The 21,937-nt window shown below is 66.3% G+C and carries 15 protein-coding genes; 9 read left to right on the forward strand and 6 right to left on the reverse strand.

Features of this window, described 5'->3' with window-relative positions; translation table 11 throughout:
* Positions 1-275: 275 nt before the first annotated feature.
* The 4 genes from RT614_RS17420 to RT614_RS17435 all read right to left on the reverse strand — a co-directional run bounded on the left by RT614_RS17420 (position 276) and on the right by RT614_RS17435 (position 8,022).
* Positions 276-2,264 carry an aconitase family protein gene (locus tag RT614_RS17420; RefSeq protein WP_313623379.1) on the reverse strand — a complete coding sequence of 663 codons (1,989 nt, stop codon included), beginning with the start codon at positions 2,262-2,264 and terminating at the stop codon, positions 276-278.
* Positions 2,265-2,274: 10 nt separating this feature from the next.
* On the reverse strand, positions 2,275-3,249 hold the full coding sequence (locus tag RT614_RS17425; protein ID WP_313623380.1) for a tripartite tricarboxylate transporter substrate binding protein: 975 nt from the start codon (positions 3,247-3,249) through the stop codon (positions 2,275-2,277).
* A gap of 259 nt (positions 3,250-3,508) precedes the next feature.
* On the reverse strand, positions 3,509-4,411 hold the full coding sequence (locus RT614_RS17430; protein ID WP_313623382.1) for a LysR family transcriptional regulator: 903 nt from the start codon (positions 4,409-4,411) through the stop codon (positions 3,509-3,511).
* Positions 4,412-4,482: 71 nt separating this feature from the next.
* Positions 4,483-8,022, reverse strand: coding sequence for an indolepyruvate ferredoxin oxidoreductase family protein (locus tag RT614_RS17435; RefSeq protein WP_313623383.1), 3,540 nt, complete (start codon positions 8,020-8,022; stop codon positions 4,483-4,485).
* A gap of 112 nt (positions 8,023-8,134) precedes the next feature.
* Here RT614_RS17435 and RT614_RS17440 point away from each other — a divergent pair, with 112 nt between their 5' ends.
* From RT614_RS17440 to RT614_RS17480, 9 genes are all read left to right on the forward strand, one after another.
* Positions 8,135-9,040, forward strand: coding sequence for a LysR substrate-binding domain-containing protein (locus RT614_RS17440; protein WP_313623384.1), 906 nt, complete (start codon positions 8,135-8,137; stop codon positions 9,038-9,040).
* Positions 9,041-9,252: 212 nt separating this feature from the next.
* Complete coding sequence (locus tag RT614_RS17445) at positions 9,253-10,197, forward strand: TagK domain-containing protein (RefSeq protein WP_313623385.1); 945 nt, start codon at positions 9,253-9,255, stop codon at positions 10,195-10,197.
* 13 nt (positions 10,198-10,210) lie between these two features.
* Positions 10,211-11,053, forward strand: a complete 843-nt coding sequence (locus tag RT614_RS17450) for a type VI secretion system accessory protein TagJ (protein ID WP_313623386.1) — start codon at positions 10,211-10,213, stop codon at positions 11,051-11,053.
* The gene (gene tssE / locus RT614_RS17455) at positions 11,040-11,552 is read left to right on the forward strand and encodes a type VI secretion system baseplate subunit TssE (RefSeq protein WP_313623387.1); all 513 of its coding nucleotides are present in this window, start codon (positions 11,040-11,042) and stop codon (positions 11,550-11,552) included. The genes RT614_RS17450 and tssE overlap by 14 nt, the downstream gene beginning before the upstream one ends.
* Position 11,553: 1 nt before the next feature.
* Entirely contained in the window at positions 11,554-13,434 is a 1,881-nt protein-coding gene (tssF, locus tag RT614_RS17460) for a type VI secretion system baseplate subunit TssF (protein WP_313623388.1), read from the forward strand.
* Between the two features lie 2 nt (positions 13,435-13,436).
* Entirely contained in the window at positions 13,437-14,480 is a 1,044-nt protein-coding gene (gene tssG / locus RT614_RS17465) for a type VI secretion system baseplate subunit TssG (protein WP_313623389.1), read from the forward strand.
* A 13-nt stretch (positions 14,481-14,493) separates the two neighbouring features.
* Positions 14,494-15,546 carry an ImpA family type VI secretion system protein gene (locus RT614_RS17470; RefSeq protein WP_313623391.1) on the forward strand — a complete coding sequence of 351 codons (1,053 nt, stop codon included), beginning with the start codon at positions 14,494-14,496 and terminating at the stop codon, positions 15,544-15,546.
* A 41-nt stretch (positions 15,547-15,587) separates the two neighbouring features.
* Positions 15,588-16,595: a fimbrial protein gene (locus RT614_RS17475; protein ID WP_313623392.1), complete on the forward strand. Its 1,008-nt coding sequence runs from the start codon at positions 15,588-15,590 to the stop codon at positions 16,593-16,595.
* Positions 16,596-16,609: 14 nt separating this feature from the next.
* Positions 16,610-17,989, forward strand: coding sequence for a GlcNAc-transferase family protein (locus RT614_RS17480; RefSeq protein ID WP_313623393.1), 1,380 nt, complete (start codon positions 16,610-16,612; stop codon positions 17,987-17,989).
* Positions 17,990-18,158: 169 nt separating this feature from the next.
* Here the strand turns inward: RT614_RS17480 and RT614_RS17485 are convergent, their stop codons facing one another.
* Both RT614_RS17485 and RT614_RS17490 read right to left on the reverse strand, forming a co-directional pair.
* Positions 18,159-21,488 carry a DUF6531 domain-containing protein gene (locus RT614_RS17485; RefSeq protein WP_313623394.1) on the reverse strand — a complete coding sequence of 1,110 codons (3,330 nt, stop codon included), beginning with the start codon at positions 21,486-21,488 and terminating at the stop codon, positions 18,159-18,161.
* A 10-nt stretch (positions 21,489-21,498) separates the two neighbouring features.
* Entirely contained in the window at positions 21,499-21,771 is a 273-nt protein-coding gene (locus tag RT614_RS17490; protein WP_313623395.1) for a PAAR domain-containing protein, read from the reverse strand.
* Positions 21,772-21,937 lie beyond the last annotated feature (166 nt).

A 21,937-nucleotide genomic window follows, 5' to 3' on the forward strand; every position in this document is an offset into this window, starting at 1 on the left:
TCTTTCCGTGCGGGGGCCGTGCGGCAGGCCGCGCAGAACGCACGGCCTGAAACGGCATCTGACGGCCGTTTTCTCTGTTGCGCACTCTGCCGCAGGGCGGAATGGCTGCCAATTAGGGATTCATTAAGCAGGGCTTCGCGGCGCGCGAAGTGGGGGGAACCCTAGTGGACGAGGTGCCACGAATCCGCTGACGCATGGCCGCCACGTGCGCGGTGCGACCAGCGGCGCCGGCAACGGCTGACGCCGCAACGCGCGCCGCTGCCTTCGTCTAAAAGCTACGCCGCGTGCCTTTCCTGCAATTCGGCAAACGAGACCAGCTCGCCAGCCAGCGCGCTGGCCATGACAGTCGGCGGGCTGGCCAACCAGACGCTGCCCGGACCGGACCGCCCCGGGAAGTTCCGGTTGATCGCACTGATCGTCACCTGCGAAGCGTCGGTGGACGAACCCGGTCCGCAATTGGCGCAGGCGCCGCAGGACGGCTGCAGGATGCGCGCGCCCACCGCCGCGAACGTGCGGTCATAGCCTTGCGCGACGCAGTAATCCCGCACCGCCGTGGTCCCGTACTGCAGGTACAGCATCACACCATCCGGCAGCTTCAGTCCGCGCGCCACCGCCCACGCCAGCACCCGGTGGTAGTGGTCGAAGTCTTCGCGCTTGCCGGCGGTACAGGATCCCCCATAGGCGATGTCGATGCGGGGACGTTCCTTCAGCGATGACAAGGGCACGCCGTTGCCCGGATCGCCCGGGGCCGCCACCAGCGGCGACAACGCGCCGCAATCCACCCGCAGGGTCGCGGCGTAGGTGGCATCCGGATCGCTATGCATCCACGGCTCGATGCCGGCGTCCACGCCACGGCGTTCGCGCAGGAAGCGCGCGGTCTCCGCGTCGGGCGCCACGATGCCGGTCAGCCCGCCCAATTCGGCGGTCATGTTGGTCAGCGTCGCGCGCTCGTCTATGGAAAGGCCAGCGATGGCCTTGCCCGTGAATTCAAAAACCTTGCCCACGCCCGCCCCCGCGCGGATCTCGGGCAGCGCCAGCAAGTGCAGCACGATGTCCTTCGCCGTGACGCCCGGAGGCGGCATTCCGTCCAATTCAATGCGCAGCGAGCCTGGCATCGTCAGCCGGACAGCGCCCGTGACGAACGCGTTCGCCATGTCGGTCGTGCCCACTCCGAACGCCACGCAGCCCAGCGCGCCGCTATGCGGCGTGTGCGAGTCCGTGCCCACGACAACCTGTCCCGGCAGCGCGTAGTGTTCGGCCATCATCGCGTGCGAGATGCCCGCCACGATGTCGCCGGGATCGTTGGCGGCCTCGACTTCGGTCAGCGTACGGTGCTGACGCAGCCCATACGCGCTGGCGAAGTCGCGCTGCGCCTGGCACATGGCGCGCACGTTGGGCACGATGCCCGCGCGCACATGATTCGGGCTTTCCTCGACGTAGGAAGTATGGTCCTCGAACACCACGATGCGCTCGGGGTCCACCAACCGCAGGGGCCGGCCAAACCGCGCATGCAGCATATGGGCGGCCATTCCGGTGTAGTACTCATGGATGAAGCGCCAGTCCGCCCGGATGAATACGCCCATGCCCTCGGCCGGCTCGGCGGCGGTGGCCGCGGTGCGCAGCAGATGGCGCACGATGATTTTCTCGAACAGCGTGCGGGGCGGTCCGCCAGCGTTCATCGATGCGGCATCCGAGGCGGGCGCGACGTCGCGCAACTGAGACTGCCCGAAGGCCAGCAGGCCGCCCGCCTTGACGATGGCGGCCGACAGGGCGTCGCGTCCCGCCACGATCTCGTCGACCGTGATGGGCTCGCCCCGTTGCAGCCGTTCCACCAGCCCCAGGTCGGTGCTGGTGTAGAGGCCGATGTTGTCGGCGTTCTGGCGATAGATGCGTTCGAAGCTCTCGGCAATCACCAGCCGCACTCCGGCCGACTTCTCGGCCATCGGACTGTGCTCGCGCGACGAACCCTTGCCATAGCGCTTGCCCGCCACCACCACGTTGATGCCCGCCAGTCTGACCGCATCTTTGCCGACCGGCAGCGCATCGCCCGTGCGAAAGCCGGTATAGGGATAGCGGCCCAGCTTCTCGTCGAAGTGCGTCAGGATGGGAACCGGCGTGATCTCGTCGGTGGAAATATCGTCGCGCAGCGGTCCCGCCTGCGCCCCGGACAGCGTGGCGCCCGCAAGCTGCCGGGCCACGCAATCGGGATTGCGCGCCAGGAACAGCAGGCGCGCGGGGCGGTCGAGTACGAGATCAGCGGTCATGGTGGAGCAGCTATTCAATGGTCACGCCGGCAGCCTTTACCAGCGCCTGGCTCTTGGTGATTTCCGCGGCCAGCGTCTGGCTTGCCTGTTCCGCGCTGCTGCCCTGCGCCACGAAGCCTTGCGGCGACAGCGCCTGCAGCACTGCCGGCTCGTGCATCGTCTTGGCCGTGGCGGCCTGCAGTTTCTGGACGATGTCGGCGGGCAGCTTCGCCGGGCCGATCAGCGAGATCCAGGCATCGTACGAATAGCCCTTGACGCCCGCCTCGTCCAGCGTGGGTACGTTTGGCAGGACGGCCACGCGCTCCGGCGTGCTGACGGCCAGGGCCCGCAGCTTACCCGCCTGCACCTGCGCCAGGGCCGACGGGATAGCCAGGAAGGACACCTGAATCTGCCCGGACATGACGTCGGTGATCAGGGCGTTGCCGCCCTTGTAGGGGATATGCATCATGTCCACGCCTGCCTTGGACTTGAGCAGTTCGCCGGCCAGGTGCAGCACGCTGCCCGTCCCGGACGAGCCGTAATTGATCTTGCCGGGCTGCTCGCGCGCCGCCTTCAGCAGGTCCGCCATCGTCTTGTACGGCGAATTCTCGGCCACCACGACGACCAGCGGCGTCGTGCCGATCACGGAAATGGGCGTGATGTCCTTGACCGCGTCGTAGGGCATGCTCTTGTACAGGCTGGGATTGATGGCGTGGTTGGACGACACGATCGCCAGCGTGTAGCCATCGGGCTTGGCCGACACCAGCTGGCGCGTTCCCGGGATGCCCGCCGCGCCCGCCAGGTTTTCGACGATCATGGGTTGGGCCAAGGCCTTGCCCAGGTTCTCGCCGACCACGCGCGCCACCACGTCGGCGGTCGAGCCGGGCGAGGTGGGAACGATCAGCCGGATGGGATGGTCGGGATAGTCGGCGGCGGCCGCTACGAACGTCGCGCACAGGGCGCCGATCGCGAGGGTACAGCTCGCAAGCAATCTGGTGGGGGTCATGATGTCTCCGTATAGGACGCAGCGGGGTCTGAATGCCCCGTACCGGCGATGAACGCGCCTTGACTATACGAATACCGACGCCATCACAGAAGTGTCTTCTCGGCAGGCCTGCCATCGCGAATGGCGACGGCCGGTTGCTGGGGCGCGCGGCGATGAAGGACTGCCGACGCGTGCCAACTGCATGCCGCGAGGCACGTGTTCACGACGAGCTTCGGCGGCGTGTGCCGACGGCGTTCGGCAAAGGAGCGTGCCGCCGGAGTCAGCCCTGCTGGGCCAGGAACTTGACGAGGCTGCCCGCCGTGGCGGAAAGCTGGGCGTGGCTGGGGAACACGATGCAAAGCTGGCGGCGCGCCCAGTCGTCGGACAGGGGACGAACCACCACGTCCAGGGCCTGGAGGTACAACTCGGCCACCTGCTGCGGCATCACGGCGATGCCCAGACCCGCATGGGTCATGCGGCACAACGCGTCCAGGCTGGCCACCCGGATCTTCACGGACAGCGTCCTGCCCATGTCCGCGGCCCGCGCGGCCAGCAACTGGGTCAACGCGCTGTTCTCGCGCAAGCCCACGAAGGTTTCGCCGGCGATATCCTGCAGGCTGAGCTGGCGGGCGGCCGCCTTTGGGTGACCCGATGGCAACATCACCGCCAGCCGATCGCGGCGGTAAGGCAACTGCTCCAGCCCATCGGCGCCGGCGATCTGGTTGCAGATGCCGAAATCCGCGGCGCGTTCGCGCACCAGCTTCAGAACGTCGGGACTATGCTGCTCTTCCAGGTCGATATCCACGTCGGGAAACAGGCGCTGGAACGCCGCCACGTCCTCGGGCAGGAACTGCACGATGGCCGACAGGTTCGCCACCACCCGCACGTGTCCCTTCACCCCCTCATAGAAGCGGGACAGATCCGCCCCCATCGCCTCGACGTCGCCGATGATCTGGCGCGCGTGCCGCAGCACCGTCTGGCCGGCGGGAGTCGCCGTCACCCCGCGCGTGTGCCGCGTGATCAGCGGCAGGCCGATCAAGGATTCCATGTCGGCAATGCGCCGGCTGACGGCCGATGGCGCGATGAACTCACGCTCCGCCGCCCGCGCGATGCTGTTTTCCTGGCACACCGCCACGAACAGGCGCAGCGAGGTCAGATCGAGTTTGCGTAGGATGTTTTCCATGGCGTGGCGGACGGGGCGGCGGGGCACGCCCGCATTGACGGGGGATCGTACACCACCGCCCGATTCGCCGATCAGGCCGCCATTTGCGACCGCCCGCCCTCGCGATAACGGTCCCACAGCGACGCCTGCCGGCCCCGGGCCGCTTCCACGCTTTTGTCCTTCACGTGGCCGTAGCCCCTAATGCTGTCTGGCACGTTGGCCAGGTCCAGCGCAGCATCCCGGTTGCCGGCGTCCAGCGATCGCGCAAGCTCCTGGGCCAGCGCAAGGTAATCGGCGGCCAACTGCCGTTCCATGCGTCGTTCGTCCGTCTTGCCGAACACGTCCAGCCAGGTGCCGCGCAGACGCTTCATGGGCGCCAACGCGCGGAAGACCAGCCCCATCCATGCGCCATAGGCGCGCTTCTGCAGCAGGCCCTGCGCGTCGCGCCGGGCAAGGGCCGGCGGCGCCAGGTAGTAGCGCACCTGGTAGTCGCGGCCAGGCTCGCCCTCGAACTGCGCGCGCAGCCTGTCCTTGAAGGACGGATCGGAATACAGGCGCGCCACCTCGTACTCGTCCTTGTAGGTCATCAGCTTGGCCAGATTGCGCGCCACGGCCCGGGTGACTTCGTGGCGCTTGTCGCCCATTGTGGCTTCGCGTGTGCGCACGGCCTCCACGGCCGCCAGGTAGCGGTCCGCATAGGCGTCATCCTGGTAGGCGCGCACGTGCGCCGCCAGCCGCTTGACCAGCGCGTCCAGCGATTCCGGCAACGCCACCAGACGCTCGGCCGCTACCGGACGCAGCGCATCCGCGCCGCGATGCGCGGCCTGCCGTCCCAGTTCGAAAGCCGCCAGGTTCTTGTCCACCGACACGCCATTGATCTGGATGGCCCGGCGCAGGCTCTCCAGCGACAGCGGCAAGCCTCCCTTCTGCCAGGCGTAGCCCAGCAACAGCGGGTTGGCGTAGATGCTGTCGCCCAGCAAGGCCTCGGCCAGCGGACCCGCCTCGATGAAGTCGCAGTGGCCGCCGGTGCTCTGCGCCAGCGCCGTCTGAGCCTGCGCGCCCGGGAAGCGCCAGGTCGGCTGCGACAGGAATGCGGCCGTCGGCGCCGCGCTGCTGTTCACCACCGCCCTGCCGTGGTCGGGCCGCAGCCGCGACAGCACTTCGGGCGATGCGGACACCAGCGCATCGCACCCGATCACCAGGTCGGCTTCGCCCAGCGCCACGCGCGTGGCATGCAGGTCGGCGGGCCGGTTGGCAAGCTGGACGTGGCTGAGCACCGCGCCGCCCTTCTGGGCCAGACCGGCCATGTCCAGCACGGTCACGCCCTTGCCCTCGATGTGCGCGGCCGCGCCCAGCAGCGCGCCAATCGTGACGACCCCGGTTCCGCCCACGCCCGCCACCACCACGCGGTAGGCGGCGCCCGGCGCGATGTCCGCGCAATCTGGCAAAGGCGCTTCCGGCAGCGTGGGCGCTCCTGCGCCCTGGTTCGGCTTGCGCAGCACGGCGCCCTCGGCCATCACGAAGCTGGGGCAAAAGCCCTCCACACAGGAAAAGTCCTTGTTGCACGACGACTGGTTGATCCGCCGCTTTGTCCCCATCGGGGTGTCGAGCGGCTCCACCGACAGGCAGTTCGACTTCACCGAGCAATCGCCGCAGCCTTCGCAGACGGCCTCGTTGATGAAGGCGCGCTTGGGCGGATCGGGAAACTCGCCGCGCTTGCGGCGGCGGCGCTTTTCCGTGGCGCAGGTCTGGTCGTAGATAAGCACCGTGGTGCCTTCCGTGTCGCGCAGCGCCCGCTGCACGTCGTCCAGCGCCTTGCGATGGTGCACGTCCACCCCGGCCGGCAAGATTCCCCCTCCGGCGTACTTCTCGGGCTCATCGGTCACCACCACCGTCTTGACCACGCCTTCCGCCTGCATCTGCAGGGCGATCTGCGGCACGGTCAGCACGCCGTCCACCGGCTGCCCGCCGGTCATGGCGACAGCGTCGTTGTAGAGGATCTTGTAGGTGATGCGGGCCCGCGCGGCAACGGCCGCGCGAATCGCCAGCAGGCCGGAATGGAAATAGGTGCCGTCGCCCAGGTTGGCAAAGATATGCTGTTCCGACGTGAAATCCTTCTGGCCCAGCCACGCCACGCCTTCGCCGCCCATCTGGCTGAAGGTATCGGTGTTCCGGTCCATCCACATCGCCATGTAGTGGCAGCCGATGCCGGCGACCGCGCGCGATCCCTCCGGCACGCGGGTGGACGTGTTGTGCGGACAGCCCGAGCAGAACCATGGCTTGCGCTCTTCCACCAACGTGGGACGGCTGGCCTCGCGCTCCTTGGCGTCGATAACTGCCAGGCGTGCAGCAATGCGAGCCCGCAGCGCGTCCGACAAGTCCGCTTTTTCCAGGCGGGCGGCGATGGCCCGGGCAATCAGCGCCGGCGACAACTCGTAGCGCGCCGGCAGCAGCCAGCCGCCGCGCGGCGTGGACCATTCACCGCCGCCGTTTTCGCGTTCGTCAAACTTGCCGTACACGCGCGGGCGCACGTCGTCGCGCCAGTTGTAGAGTTCTTCCTTGAGCGCGTATTCCAGGATCTGGCGCTTTTCCTCGACGACCAGGATCTCCTTCAACCCGGTGGCGAACTCGCGCGCGTCCTGCGCGTCCAGCGGCCAGATGCAACCCACCTTCAGCACCCGGATGCCGGCCTGCGCACAGGCGGCCTCGTCCAGGCCCAGGTCGTTAAGGGCCTGGCGCACGTCCAGGTAAGCCTTGCCGGCGGTCATGATGCCGAAATGCGCCTGCGGTGAATCCAGCACCACCCGGTTCAACTTGTTGGCGCGCACATAGGCCAGCGCCGCGTACCACTTGTGGTCCAGCAACCGCGCCTCTTGCGCCAGCGGCGTATCCGGCCAGCGGATGTTCAGGCCGCCGGCGGGCAGGCCTTCTTCGGGCAGCACGATCTGCACCCGCTCCGGGTCCACGTCCACGGACGCGCTGGACTCCACTACATCCGTCACGCATTTCATCGCCACCCACAGGCCCGTATGGCGGCTCATGGCCCACCCATGCAGGCCGTAGTCCAGGTACTCCTGCACGTTGGACGGGTACAGCACGGGGATCCCGCTGGCGATCAGCACATGTTCGGACTGATGCGCCACCGATGAGGATTTCGCGGCGTGGTCGTCGCCCGCCAACAGCAACACCCCGCCGTGCGCCGACGTGCCGGCCGAATTGGCATGCTTGAGCACGTCCACCGACCGGTCCACGCCGGGGCCCTTTCCGTACCACATGCCGAACACGCCATCGCGCTGGGCGCCGGGGAAGAGGTTGAGTTGCTGCGTGCCCCAGACCGCGGTGGCGGCCAGGTCCTCATTGACGCCGGGCTGGAACACCACGTCGTTCGCCTTCAGGTGGCGCTTGGCCTTCCATAGGGCCTGATCCAGGCCGCCCAAGGGCGATCCCCGGTAACCCGAAACGTAGCCGCCGGTATTCAGGCCCGCTCCAAGGTCGCGCTGCTTCTGCATCAGGGGAAGGCGCACCAGCGCCTGCGTGCCGCTGAGATACACGCGGCCGGTCGTCTGGGTGTATTTGTCGTCCAGCGCCAGGCCATGGGTATCGGCCACGCCAGTGGGTAGAGGGGCGTTCACGGGCTTGTCTCCTGCAATCTGCGGTGCGGGGTATATGGGTTTTTCCGCAGTGTAGGAAGCCGGCGGGTCATCGTATATTCATATATTCATGTACCTGGTATGCGATAAACACATGGCTCAAGACGTCACGCTCAGACAGCTCCGGTACTTCGCCGCCGCCGCCCGCACCGGGCGGTTTTCCATGGCGGCGGCCGACGAGCACGTCTCGCAGTCGGCGGTCACCAATGCGGTGCTTGCGCTCGAGGCGCAACTGGGCGTGCGCCTCTTCGACCGCCATGCGCACGGCGTCACGCTGACGCCCGAAGGCCACAACTTCCACCAGCGCGCTCGCGACGTGCTCGATGCCCTGGACGACGCCCTGCGCGAGCCGGGCTTCCAGCGCTATGCGCTGCGAGGCTCGGTGCGCATAGCGGCGTCCTACACCGTGCTGGGCTATTTCCTGCCCGACCTTCTGGCGCGCTTTCGACGCCGCTACCCGGACGTCGTGCTCGACCTGATCGACCTGGATCGCCCCGAGATCGAAAAGGCGGTGGCCAGCGGCGACGTCGAGTTGGGCGTGGCGCTGCTCTCCAACGTGGACAAGCGGGAACGTTTCGGCCACCAAGTGCTGGTCCGCTCTCGGCGCCAGCTCTGGACGGCCTCGGGCCACCCGCTGCTGCAGGCCGCCGCCCCGTCGCTCGCCGATATCGCGCGCTATCCGTACATCCTGCTGGAAATGGACGAGGGCGAACGCTCCACGCTCAACTACTGGCGCGCCCACGGCCTGGAGCCCGACATCGCGTTCCGAACGCGGTCGATGGAAGCGTTGCGCGGGCTGGTGGCGCACGGCTTCGGCATCACGATGCTGTCCGACATGGTGTACCGTCCCTGGTCGCTGGAAGGCCGCAAGATCGAAGCCCTGCCCATCGCGGACGCCGTTCCCCCCATGGAAGCCGGCCTGATCTGGCATCCCCGCGCGGCCATGGCCAAGCCCGCCGACGCCTTCCGGCAGTTCATGATGTACGCGTGCGGGGTCTGATACCCCATAGCCCGCGGACCGCCATGCATCGGCGCAGCAATCGCGGGATCTCGCAATAGGCGGGACCTGTCTGCCCAGGGCAAATCGTCCTGCTCTCGCCATATATCAGACGGCGCCGATAGCACGCGCGCCGGCCCCTTCCTACCATTCCTCATCACATTCCTTGAATCCTCTCCCTTTCCGGGACGGAAGCTTTGCCTCGCGCCCACGCCATGAATCAAGCCGCCGCCGACCGAACCGCGCCCGTCGCCTGGGGAATCTGGATGTCCGCTCACGCCGGTCAGCCACGTCCAGGCATGCACATCCACTCCCTGCAGGAACATCCCATTTGCCTTCATGCCGCATCCGGTGCGCTGGTTCCTTATCCCTCCCCCAATACCGAAAGCACCGAACAATCGGTGTTCGGCGTCGGAGAAGACCGCCGCGCCTGGATTCAAAACGCCTGCGCCACCCTGTCCTGCCGCGTGAACGGCGCCGAAATGCGTCCCGGCGAACGCTGGCCCCTGGCCGACCGCGACGAAATCACCGTGGGCCTGACACGGCTGTCGGTCCTGCAGGCCGATTCCCCGCAGCAGTGGGACGCCTGGGCAGGCAGCCGGCCAGGCGCAACTCCCGACGACGAAGCCGCCGCGCTGCTGGCGTTGCGCGCACTGAACGACGCCGACATGCATATCGGCGCCTTCTCGCCCGACGACAACTGGCGCAGCCGCGGCGTCGCAGTCGATGCCCTGGCCGACGATACCCACGACACCGCCGACCCCTTGCTGACGCTGGCAACGGAATTCGACCAGGCCATCCAGGGCACGCATCAAGGTCTGCAAGCCATCCGAACCCACACGCCCGGACTCGCCAGCGGCTCCTTGCCGCCCCCGCCCGATCCTTTCGATACGCCGTCCGTTGCGCCCGCCACACGCATGTTGCTTGAAGGCCTGCTGCCCGAGGCCACCGACATCGACAGCATCCTCGCCGACATGAACGACTTCGACGATGCCCAGTTGTTTGCGCCGCCACCCAACCATGACGTGTTGCGCCTGCTTGCCGACCGCCCCACTGCCAACACGCCTGGCAAGACCATCGCCAGCCTGGCTCGCCGCGAACACCACGACCTGACCATCGACAGCTTCTTCGCACAAGACCTTTCCGAATCTTCGCATTGATCCGCAGAACACCATGTTGAAAGTTACCGTCCCTCCCGCTGAACCGCGCGATTCCCTGCGCCAATTGCTGCAGAACCGAACGCTCGACTGCGCCATTGACGAATCCACCGCGAAGATTCAGCGCCAGCCCGCCTCCGCCAGCCTGCGCTGGCTGCTGTTCCAGCTTCTGTGCTTGAAGGGCGACTGGCTGCGCGCCTTGAAGCAGCTTCAGGTCTGGGCAAGCCTCAACACCAAGCACCTTCGCATGGCCCAGATGCTGCGCGAATTGCTGCGCGCCGAGGCCTACCGCAGCGAAGTGATGAAGGGCGCAAAGGAACCCGGCTGGCTGGACGCGCCCGCCTCGTGGTCCAGGCAACTGACGCAAGCCATCCATGCAATGGAATCCGGCGATCCCGCCCGCGCCGACATGCTCAGGCGCGAAGCGCTGGACGCCGCGCCCGAGGCCGCAGGCCACGCCAATCCGGGATCTGGCTTCGGCTGGATCACCGACAGCGACAGCCGGCTTGGGCCCAACTGCGAACTGCTTTTCTCCGGCGGTTATCGCTGGCTGCCGTTTTCCCAGATCGCCAGGCTGTCCTTCCCTCCCGTACAGGACGCCCTGGATCTGATCTGGCGTCAGTGCAAGGTCACGCTGCACGACCAGACCGAACTCAGCGCCTACATGCCCACGCGTTATCCCCTGACGCATGACGAAACCGACGCACAGAAGCTCGCCGCAATCACGACGTGGAGCGACCGCAGCGAAACCACCGTGGCTGGCGCCGGTCAACGCACCTGGCTGACCGACGCCGGGGAACTCCCCATGCTGAGCATCCTCAGCATGCATTTCGAGGGGCAGGCCATTGAATGCGCGTGAGGCCTTCCCGAAGGTCCGTTACCTGCCTTCGCTGTTCGACCGACTTCGCGACAACGATCCCCGTTCTCAGCACGAACGCGCGGACGCCTATGCGCCCGACGCCGCAGGCATGCAACGCCTTATCCAACGCGACCTTGCACTGCTGCTGAACACCTGCAACCTGGGCGCGGCGCTTGACGCGACGCGCCATCCACAGGCCGCGCGTTCCGCCGTGAACTACGGCCTGCCTCCGCTTTCCGGCAGCGTCCGCACCAACCACAACCCCGCCATCATCGAAAAGATGGTGCGCGAGACCATCGTCGCGTTCGAACCTCGCCTGATTCCAGAAACGCTGTCGGTTCGCATCGTGCCCTCCAAGCACCCTGGCACCTACAACATCATCCAGCTCGAAATAAAGGCGCTCATGCACTGGTCGCCCTACCCGCTGGAATTCATGGTGCAAAGCCGATACGACCTCGAGTCCTCGCACGCGTCGATTGACGGACGGAGCGGCCTCTGAAATGGATCCCAAGCTGCTTGACTACTACAACAGCGAGCTGACCTACCTGCGGGATCTCGCGGGTGAATTCGCCGCGGCCCACCCCAAGGTAGCCCGCCGGCTCGGCATGCAGGGCGTCGAAGTCGCCGACCCCTACGTCGAACGCATGATCGAGGCCTTCTGCTTCATGGCGGCCCGCGTTCAGCTAAAGCTGGACGCGGAATTTCCCCGTTTCACGCAGCGGCTCCTCGAAGTCGTCTACCCCAACTACGTCGCCCCCACGCCGTCCATGAGCGTCGCGCGCCTGTACCCGGCCACGCGCGAAGGCGACTTCAGCCATGGAGTACGTGTGCCGCGCCACAGCGTCTTCCGCTCGGGCATCACGCCGGGCGAACAGACCGCCTGCGAGTTCCGCAGCAGCCAGGACGTCACGCTCTGGCCCATCGAAATCGCCAACGCCTCCCTCACCATCGTCCCGCCGGATCTTCCCGGCATGCGCCGTCATCTGGCGTCCGGCCAGTCCCTGCAGGGCGCGCTGCGCATCCGCTTGCGCACTACCGGCGACATCAAGTTCTCGCAACTGCGCGGGCTGGACGAACTGTGCTTCTACATCACCGGCGACGAACGCATCACCTCGCATCTGTTCGAACTCATCCACGCCGGGTGTGTGGCCGCCGTGGTGCGCGGCGCCAACGCGGATGATCACGGCGGCCACGTAATCACCCGCCAAGCCGTCACCCATTCAGGCCTGACCGCCGCCGAAGCGCAACTGCCCACCACCTGGAACGGCTTTCACGGCAACAACCTGATCCAGGAATACTTCGCCTTCCGCCAGCGCTTCTACTTTTTCAACGCCACGCAGCTGGCGCGCGGGCTGGCGTCGGCCGACTGCAACGAAGCAGAGATCATCCTGCTGCTCGACCGTCTTCCCCAATCGCTATCCACGCACGTCAATGCCTCGCGCTTTGCCCTGTTCTGCACCCCCATCGTCAACCTTTTCGAAAAGCGCACCGACCGCGTCGAAATCGACCGTTCCAAGACGGAATTCCACCTCGTTCCCGATCGCAGCCGCCCCTTGGACTACGAGGTGTTCTCCGTGCAGCGGGTTGTGGGCCAGCAGGCCAAGAGCGCCAGCGAAGTCGTCTTCAATCCGCTTTATCACACCCTGCACAGTGACTTGGGCAACAATGGTCGCTATTTCTCCGTCAACCGCGAACGCCGCGTCCTGTCGGACAACGCCCGTAAATACGGCACGCGCACGCTGTACGTCGGTACCGAGGTCTATCTATCCCTGGTCGATCAATACGAAGCGCCCTACGGCGGCGACATCCGCTACCTGTCGGTGGACGCGCTGGTGACCAACCGCGACCTGCCCCGGCTCATCCCCCATGACGGCCACAACGACCTCACCATGCGCGAATCGATCCCCATCGAACGCGTCTCGCTGCTGCATCCTCCCAGCATCCCGCGCGAACCCTACGCGCATGGCGAAGCCGCCTGGCGGCTGATCCGACAGCTCAGCTTCAACTACATCCCGCTGGCGGAACTCAACGAAAGCGATGGCAGCCAGGCCTTGCGCAACATGCTGCGGCTGTTCCTGCACGCAGGCGAAACCGATCTCTCCAACCAGATCGACGCGCTCGTCGGGTCGCGCATCACGCGCGTGGCACGCCGGTTGCCGCGCCACGCGCTGATGGTCTACGGACGAGGCGTCAGTTGCAGCCTGACCGTCGACGAAGCCGGGTTCTCTGGCGTCAGCCCTTATCTTTTCGGGCTGATCCTCGAGCAGTACATCGCCCGTCACGTTTCGATCAACGTATTCACCGAAACCTCGCTGCGTTCCATCCAGCGCGGGGACGTCGCCAGGTGGGCGCCCCGCCCTGGCGGCCGCAGCGTCGTCTAGCCATGGACAAGTCTCCAAGTCCCTGCCCCTCCGAGCCGGCGCCCGCCTTGCAAGAATGGTTCGACGCGTCGCAGCCGTGGAAGACCAGCTTCCTTAGCCTGATGCGCGCGCTGTCCGCGCATACGACCGACGCGCCGGTCCCCGGCGCGGCCCTGCTGCCCAGCCAGGAATCGCACCGTATCGGCCAACGAGCCAGTCTGGTTTTCGCCCCCAGCGAGGTCGCCGCAGTCGAACACGACGGCACGCACATCCATGTGCAATTGCACAGCCTGGGCATGTGGGGCCCTCAGGGCCCGATGCCGCTGCACATGTCTGAACTGGCATACACGCGCGTCGAAAGCCACCATGACCGCACGCTTACCGATTTCGCCGACCTGTTCCATCACCGTGCCCTGTCGCTGTTCTACCGAGCCTGGGCTGCGGGGCAGTCCACGGCCTCCCTTGACCGCCCGGCCGACGAACGGTTCACGTTTTACATCGGCAGCCTGATCGGCGACGACCCCCGCGACAGCGCCAGCCTGCATCCCGCCATTCACGCCCGCTACGCCGCCGCCTCGCACCTGGTGCGCGAAGCACGCAACCCCGAAGGCCTGGCCCGCGCCCTGTCGTTCTATTTCGGCGTGGACGTCGAAGTGGAAGAGTTCATGCCCAACTGGATTTCCCTGGACGTCGCCGGCCGCGCCGTGCTGGGCGTTCCGTCGCCCACCGCGATCCTGGGCGACCAGGCCACGCTCGGCCAATCCATTCCTGACTGCCAGCACCGATTCCGCCTGGTGATGGGGCCGTTAAGCCTGGACCAATACCTGCGCCTGACCCCGCACGGCGACGACCTTCCCACTCTGGTGGACTGGGTCCGCACCTTCGTGGGATACGAGTTCGATTGGGAGCTCAAGCTCCTGATCAAGGCGCTGGAAGCGCCCTGCTCACGCGCCCGACCCGAGCATCGACTGGGGTATTCCACCTGGCTCGGTCAGGCTTCAACCGACGCGCCCGTGATCGGCATGGTGTTCGAACCCGAGCACTACCGGGAACCTAAAGCCTACTGACCGAGACAACCTTATGAACGCCCCCCTGAACGCCGATCCAGGCCCCGACGCCGAATTGCTCCTGCCGCTGGACGGCGACCTGCCCTGCGGCCCGGACCTGGAATATGACCCGGATTTCGTGGTGCTGCAGGCCAACGTCGCGCCCCGCGGCGACGCGCAGTACGGCAACTTCGTCGATGCCGCCCCCGCGGTCAATTGGGCCGACGCCGAACGCGATTGCCGTTCCTTGCTGGCGCGCAGCAAGGATCTCCGCCTGCTCATCATCCTGGCTCGTTGCCGGGTCCGACAGGCAGGCGCTTCCGGCCTGCGTGCGGCGCTCGAGCTTATCGACGCCATGCTGCGCCGTTTTCCCGACACGCTGAATCCCGTCCCGCTGCTTGATGGCGAGCACGATCCGCTTATCGTCTCCAACGCCTTGGCCGCACTGACCGACCCGGATGGCCTCGTCGCTGATGTTCGCGACATCAGCCTGCCCAAGAGCATGGGCACACCGCTGAAGATTCGCGACATCGAGCGCGCGCTGGCCAAGACTCGCGCCAAAGACGCCCTCGCGCCCGAGGCCGCCGCGCGGCTGCTGTCTGATCTTCACGACCGGCGCGATCGCTGTGCCGGGGCGCTATCAGCGGGCTTCGCGGCGGCGGAAAGCATCCGCGACTGGGCAACAAGCCAGCTGGCCGGCACCGCTCCAGACCTGGGCGTGTTGATCCACCTGCTGGAGCCTTTCCACTCGCCAATCGCGGCGCCTGCCGCCTCACCACCGCTGGTTGCCGCTTGCGCCGCGGCCGCAAGCGATCAGCGCGCTGGCATCGACACCCTGCCATCAGCGCCAGCGCACTCGATGACGGCAATGGCGCCAACAGCCCCATCCCCCGGCGCGCCCATCACCCGATGGGACATGCTGGAAACCCTCAGGGCCACGCGGCTCTGGTTTGAATCTCATGAACCCAGCAGTCCCATAAGCGTCCTGCTCAAGCAGGCCGAACGAATGGTTGGGCGGCGCTATGCCGAACTGCATCGGATGGTGCCCGCCGAACTGCTCGAGCAATGGGACGTCCCGCAAGACTAATTCATTGTTATCTCGATCGACCTCGAAACAGGAGTCAACCTATGAAACTCATTTACGCAGCATTTTCCCTGGCGGCGCTATTCCACGTCCAAAGCGCTCACGCCGAATGCCGGAAGATCACTCCCGATGACGAGGCCGATTTTGCCGAATGCGCAGGTTGCGTCGACGGCGTAATCGACTACAACGTCGTCCATCACCTTTCCTTCGAATCCAGCGTCATCGACGTCGACTCGACTTTGCCAATTGGCGGGACCATCGCACGCGGCTCGTCCTACCAACCAAATCGAGTCTATACCCTTAGATGCGACGACGGGACTGGCACAATTCCATACGAACTTTCCAGAGCCGACTCCGGTATAACGGACGATCCCACGGTCGGATACCGCGTCGTATATGAACGCGCCAGCGGCACGACGGAAACCTTCCCGTACACCAATAACTGGGTTCAGAGGAATCCCGGCGTGACCGAATACGTTGCTTTTGCTAGCGGCGCCAAATTCCACATTGACCTCATCAAGCTGGGGGAAATGCAGAGCCAGTCCACGATCAATCTTGGGCAGGTAGGAAGGGTCCGCGGCGGAGGCGGCGGCGGCGATGTGATCACCATCATCTCCAATCCGGTCACGCTCCGCGTGCTACCGCACTGCCAAGTCACGAGCGCGAAGCCGCTGCTGGTGGAGTTCGGCCCGTTCGGCCCGCGCGATGTATCAGCGACCAGCGGGCCCACCCGATCGGTGTCCATCAACGTGGCGTGCGATGGTCCGACGCCGCCGAATACGGTTTCGGCGACACTGGCCGCGCAGCCCGATCCGGACGCCATCGGCTTCATTCGAAATGACGGCTCCGCCGGTGGCCTGGCTATCCGGCTGCGCGACGCAGCCACGCAAGCCGTCCTCAAGCCGCAAGACCTTACCAGCGTTCTGACCAAGGATTCGCCGGGCTACCACACCACCTTCGATCTGGAAGCGTCCGTGTTGCGCGTGGGCGCCGCAGCGCCTGTCCCTGGCTCCATCGACGCCCAGGGCGTCGTCACCCTGACATTCCTTTGATCAGCGCTCGCAAGATGACTTCCACCATCTTTGTCCAGATCGCCAGTTACCGGGATCCGGAGCTGATCCCAACCTTGCGCGACCTGATCGCATCGGCGGAATTTCCCGCCCTGTTGCGCATCGTGGTCTGCTGGCAGCATGGGCCAGAGGAACACGTCGGCGACTTCCTCAACCAGAATTTCCTGCATTGGAAACTGCATCCCGCCGCGCCATTCAATCTGCACGAATTTGAATTGGATGGTGCGCGCATCGAACTGATCGACGTGCCTCACGAGAAATCGCAGGGCGCGTGCTGGGCCCGTAACCAGATCCAACAGCGCTACCAGGACGAAACCTACACGCTGCAGCTCGATTCCCACCACCGTTTCGTGCCGCAATGGGATCACCACCTGGTATGCATGCTCGATCAACTGAGACCCCGCAGTTCGAAACCGCTGCTGACCGCCTATCTGCCCTCGTACTCCCCGAACCAGGACCCGCCTTTCGCCAAGGACGACATGCCGCCTTTGGGCATGCGCTTCGAGACCTTCACGCGGGAAGGCGCGATACTCTTTCGATCGTTCACGCTACCGGACTGGCAGGCGCTGCGCGAACCGGTTCCCGCGCGTTTCTACAGCGGACATTTCACCTTTGCCGACGGAGCATTCGCGCGGGAAGTCCAGCACGACCCCGACTATTTCTTCCACGGCGAGGAAATATCCATAGCCGTGCGCGCATTCACGCACGGCTATGACCTATTCCACCCGCATCGCAACGTGGCCTGGCACGAGTACTCCCGCGAGGGCAGACCCAAGATCTGGGGCGACCACGACAAGTCGGCATGCGAGGAAGGACGGGTAAGCCAAAGCTGGAGCGAGCGCAATGCCCGCTCTCTGGCGCGCAACCGCGCACTATTCGGCATGGAGAGCATGGCCAGCGCCCCCGAACAGCCACATAACGATCCGCATGACAGCCCGTACGGGTTTGGCACGGCAAGAACCCTGGTCGACTACGAGGTCTACGCTGGCATCAGTTTTCGCGACCGCGCCGTGCAACCCGAAGTCCTGGCGCATGTAGCGCCCAATCGCGTCGCCTCCAAGCCCGACGGGACATTGGAGCGGTCAACGCTACGCCGTTCGAACGACGTACGTGTGGTCGCCCATCGCAAATCCATCGATGTGGCCGCGTGTCCGCGTGCCACGCACTGCACGATCCAGGCTTTGGGCGCCGACGGCGCCGTGCTGCACGACGAACACGTTGGCATCGATGCCGCGCGCGCCAACTGCAACGGGGAATGGTTCGACCGCAGCCTGACGTTCATGGGTGACCTTGATGCAAGGCCTTCGGCATTCCGCATCATCCTGTGGGACGCCAACCAGGAGATCCTCAAGGAATTTCAGGCAGCGGCAAGCTGAACGCCCGTTGCTGCGCCATGCGAGACCCGGGCGATTCCTCCTGAAGCGCCCGTCGCTGCACCATGCAAGATTCCGGCGATTTCTCCCGAAGCCCTCCGTTGATGCACCATGCAAAACCCGGGGAGATTCCTTCGGCCGCCCTCTGTCCCGCGGCACCCTCCAACATCTGCTACGACATCCCTTTCGGCATCCCCGCGGCGGGCTGGCACGCGCCCACCCACTGGATCGGCGGCAGCTCGGGCATCGTTATACCCGTAGGCGCGCCGACCCCTTGCGCGCTCACTGCCAAACCCGTGGGATTGGCCTGTGACGCAGGCGCGGCCACGTAACGATACGGACTGACTCCCGGCGGGGCGTCCCGATCCGGGCTCAGGTAGCGCGCCGTCAACGGATCGTAGAAGCGCCGGCCATTCCAGCAGATCCCGATATCCGGGTCCACCCAGTGACCCGCGAATCCAGGCGGCGCCGGTGTGTCGCCCGGATTCGACCCAATCCGCTCGCCCCAGGGACGTGTGCCGCACGTCCACACGATTTCGCCCCGGCCGTCCATCGCGGCCCGCACCCGCCCGGCGGCATCCACATACAGGTGTTGCACCTGCGGCGCCGGCCACTCGGCCTGGGCGTGCGCCCGCCGCTGGATCAGCCGCGCAATCGGCGCGTAGGACTGGCGGCCAGCGCGGACGGGCGCGTACGCGTAGGTCACGCGTTGCACTGGCGACCATTCCTGCATCAGGCGCAGCCCGTCCCAAACGAAGCGACGCGTGTGGACGTTGCTGCTCGTCCCATGGCGCCGCTCCGCCAGACGGCCGGCGGCGTCGTAGGCGTAGGCGACCGTCATGCCATTGGATTGGGCCGTGGACAGCCTGCCGGCCGCGTCCCAGGTAAACGCTGCGCTGGCCAGCGGGCCGTCGCGCCGCAGAACCCGTCCCCAGTCGTCATACACCAACGTCTGGCTGCCGACCCGGGCGGGCCGGTGGTCCGGCGCGGAACCGGGCGGCGCCCACCCAGCGCTATCCAACGCGATGATGTTGCCGCCCGGATCCCACGTGGTGTAGACCATGCCACCCTCGCCAATGCTGCGGACCAATTGTCCGCGCCGGTCGTAGTCGTAGAGCCGCCGGCCAACCACATCCACTTCTTCGACGAGACGCCCCGCCGCGTCTCGCCGTTCGTGTCGATCCAACGCGTCGATCCGCGTGTAGCCGCCGGTAACCCGCGCTGAAGTCTCGAGCCGCACCCCCGCCGCATCATCGCGAGTAATTTCACGCTGCAGCGCGCCGGCGACACGTGTCGTTTCGCGACCCGCATCGTCGTAGAAGATGCTGGCCACCGTCGCCGTCTCGCCATCCAGCGCGTAGCTGATCTGCACCGCCCGTTGCCCGGCATCGCGCGCCGCGAACAAGGTCAGGCCGCAAGGAAACTGGTGCGCGGTCACATGGCCCTCGCTGTCGATATGCCGCAGCAGCACGCCGCTCTCGCTCGTCTCGCCGACGACTCTGCCGTGCGCGTCATACTCGAACGCCAGACTCGACTCCAACTCATTGGCCACGGAGTGGACCTCGACCAGGCGGCCATGGTCATCGTGCTCGAACGTCCAGAGCAGCCCGTCGCGCTGACGGCTCACCAGGCGGCCGAAAGCGCCGTAGCCGAAAACGGTCTCCGCGCGCCCAGGACCGGCGGCTTCCAGCAGATGCGTGACGCGTCCCGACGCATCGAAGCGACATTCGGCCATCACGCCATCCGCGTCGCGTCGTGCCCACACGCGGCGTCGGGCGTCGAGCACCCAGCGCTGCGTGCCGCCGCCAGGTCCCTGCACCGTGACGTCGTGACCTCCCGCAACGTTTGTGAACCGTGTCGTGGCGCCCTCTTCGTCGGTGTGCAGCGCCAGCGCCCCCTGCGAGTCGTAGCGCCAGTGGCGGACATGCCCCACGGCATTGGCCAGCGATAGCAAGTCGCCTCCTGGCCCGTGGACGGCCAACCGCGCGCTCGCCCCCTCGCCGATGCGCACTCGCAGGTTCCCGGCGTCGTCGCGCTCGCACACTTCAAGCGGATGTCCGGGCAATGCAAGCGCGTGCAGATCGCCGGAATCGGTCCACAGGTAGCGCGACAAGGCGCCGTGGGCGTCTTCACGCACGCGCAGCCTGCCAGCGGCGTCGTGGTCATAGCGAGTCTCGATGCCGTCGTCGCGCTTCGTCAGCCGCATGCCGCTTGCGGTGTCATGTTCATAAACCGTGATCGTCCCTGACGGCGCGCGCCGCTGCAGCGGACGCAGGCGTTCATCGCGCCGCCAGAACCAGTTTCGGCCCCCCTCGCGGGACAGCATCATGGGCACCGAGGTACCGAAGGCGTAGCTCACCCGACGCGCATGCCCCCAGGGCGCGGTCTCCCGTGTGACGCGTCCGAAGCCGTCGTACTCGAATTCGAATGGGCCGTCGGGCGCCTCGACTCGCGCAAGCCGCGAACCGTCGTCGTACTGCGCTTTGTAGACCGCTCCGTTCGCATTGCGATACGTCAGGATTCGCCCTTGCGGGTCGAAACACCAGTGCAACTCCGCCCCGTCCGAAGCCTGCATCCGGACAACGCGGGCCTCCGGTTCGCGGCGCAGCAGCCACATTCGTCCATCCGGGCCGCGCAGGCCAGCAATCCGCCGTTCCGCCTGCGCCGTCACCCAACGAATCGACCACTCGCCAGTGGCGTCGGCAATGTCGGCCAGCAAGCCATCCTGATAGGCATACCGACCTAATGGCTTTCCCCGAACCCGTCCCGCCCCGCATAGCCGGCCGTCGTCCCCGTAGCGATAGGTGACGCAAGCCTCCGACTGGCGCCCGCGCGCCACCGTCCGCACGCGGCCTGCTTCATCCAGGCCAAAAAACAGTCCGCGCCCCTGCTCGTCGCTGACGGACTGCATCGCTCCCCGCTCGTCACGCGATATCGAATAACGTCTGCCGTCCAGGAGCTCCAACGCGCCTGGCCTGGATACGCCATCATTATCCGGCGGCCGGAATCGCAGGCAGGCGGCTTCGATGTCCGCGATCACATACTGGCCGTCTTCCAGACACGCCAGGCTCAACGAAGCGGATGCGACAATGACCTGGGAGCCCGGTTCGGGCCGCGGCAAGGTGAACGTCCGCCCCCACTCATCGTGGTAGACCATCGATTCCCCGCGCGCCTGCAGCGTCACGTCCCAGCGTGTTCTCCAGCCGGGCCCGAGGCATCCCGCCTCTGTGATTCGGCTGTCGTAAATGCGATCGAGCCCCAGCTCCAAGGGGCCGGTCGGCACGACGTCGCGACGCCTAGAAAGATTGCACAGCAGTTGCCCCGTGAGGATATGTACCCCGCCGGGACCGAGGCCAGCCAACGCCGCGGCGGGCAGCTTGCGCAGGAACACCCCACTTTCGCGACGCCGCCACCAGTCCGGAAGTCGAAGAACGCCTTCCTCTTCGACCAACTGCCCGGGCAGCGCAAGCAGCGCACCCGGCAGTCCTGCCATTGCGGTCATGCTGATGTGATCACGCGCCGATGAAAACGTCGGGCGATGCCGTGGCGGCTGGCGAGCCGCAGGACGAACAGCACGCCATGTGCGCCGCGTTCAGGCCATTGATGAACACCGACGGCGCTCCGGTGGCAATTGCCTGCGCCGACACGTGCAAGCCGCAGCAGACGGCGGAAGCGCCGAAAAATGCGGCCGGCAACTGGTTGATGAAGACGTCGGGCGATCCCGTCAGGATGCTGCCGCCGTGGGCGATCAGATCGCCTGCTCGTACCGCGGGAAACGAAGTCAAAGGGTTCTCCTGGCAATAGCCGGGCGAGGGGTGAGCCTCCCCGGCGAGTTGGCGACAAATGCCTACATTTCCGTCGGCTCGGGCGTCGGCTTGGGCGTCGGCTCGGGTGTGGGCTCAGGCGTCGGCTCCGGCGTGGGCTCCGGCGTGGGCTCCGGCGTGGGCTCCG

The organism is Achromobacter sp., assembly GCF_032102605.1.
In the GTDB taxonomy this organism is placed as follows: domain Bacteria; phylum Pseudomonadota; class Gammaproteobacteria; order Burkholderiales; family Burkholderiaceae_B; genus Achromobacter.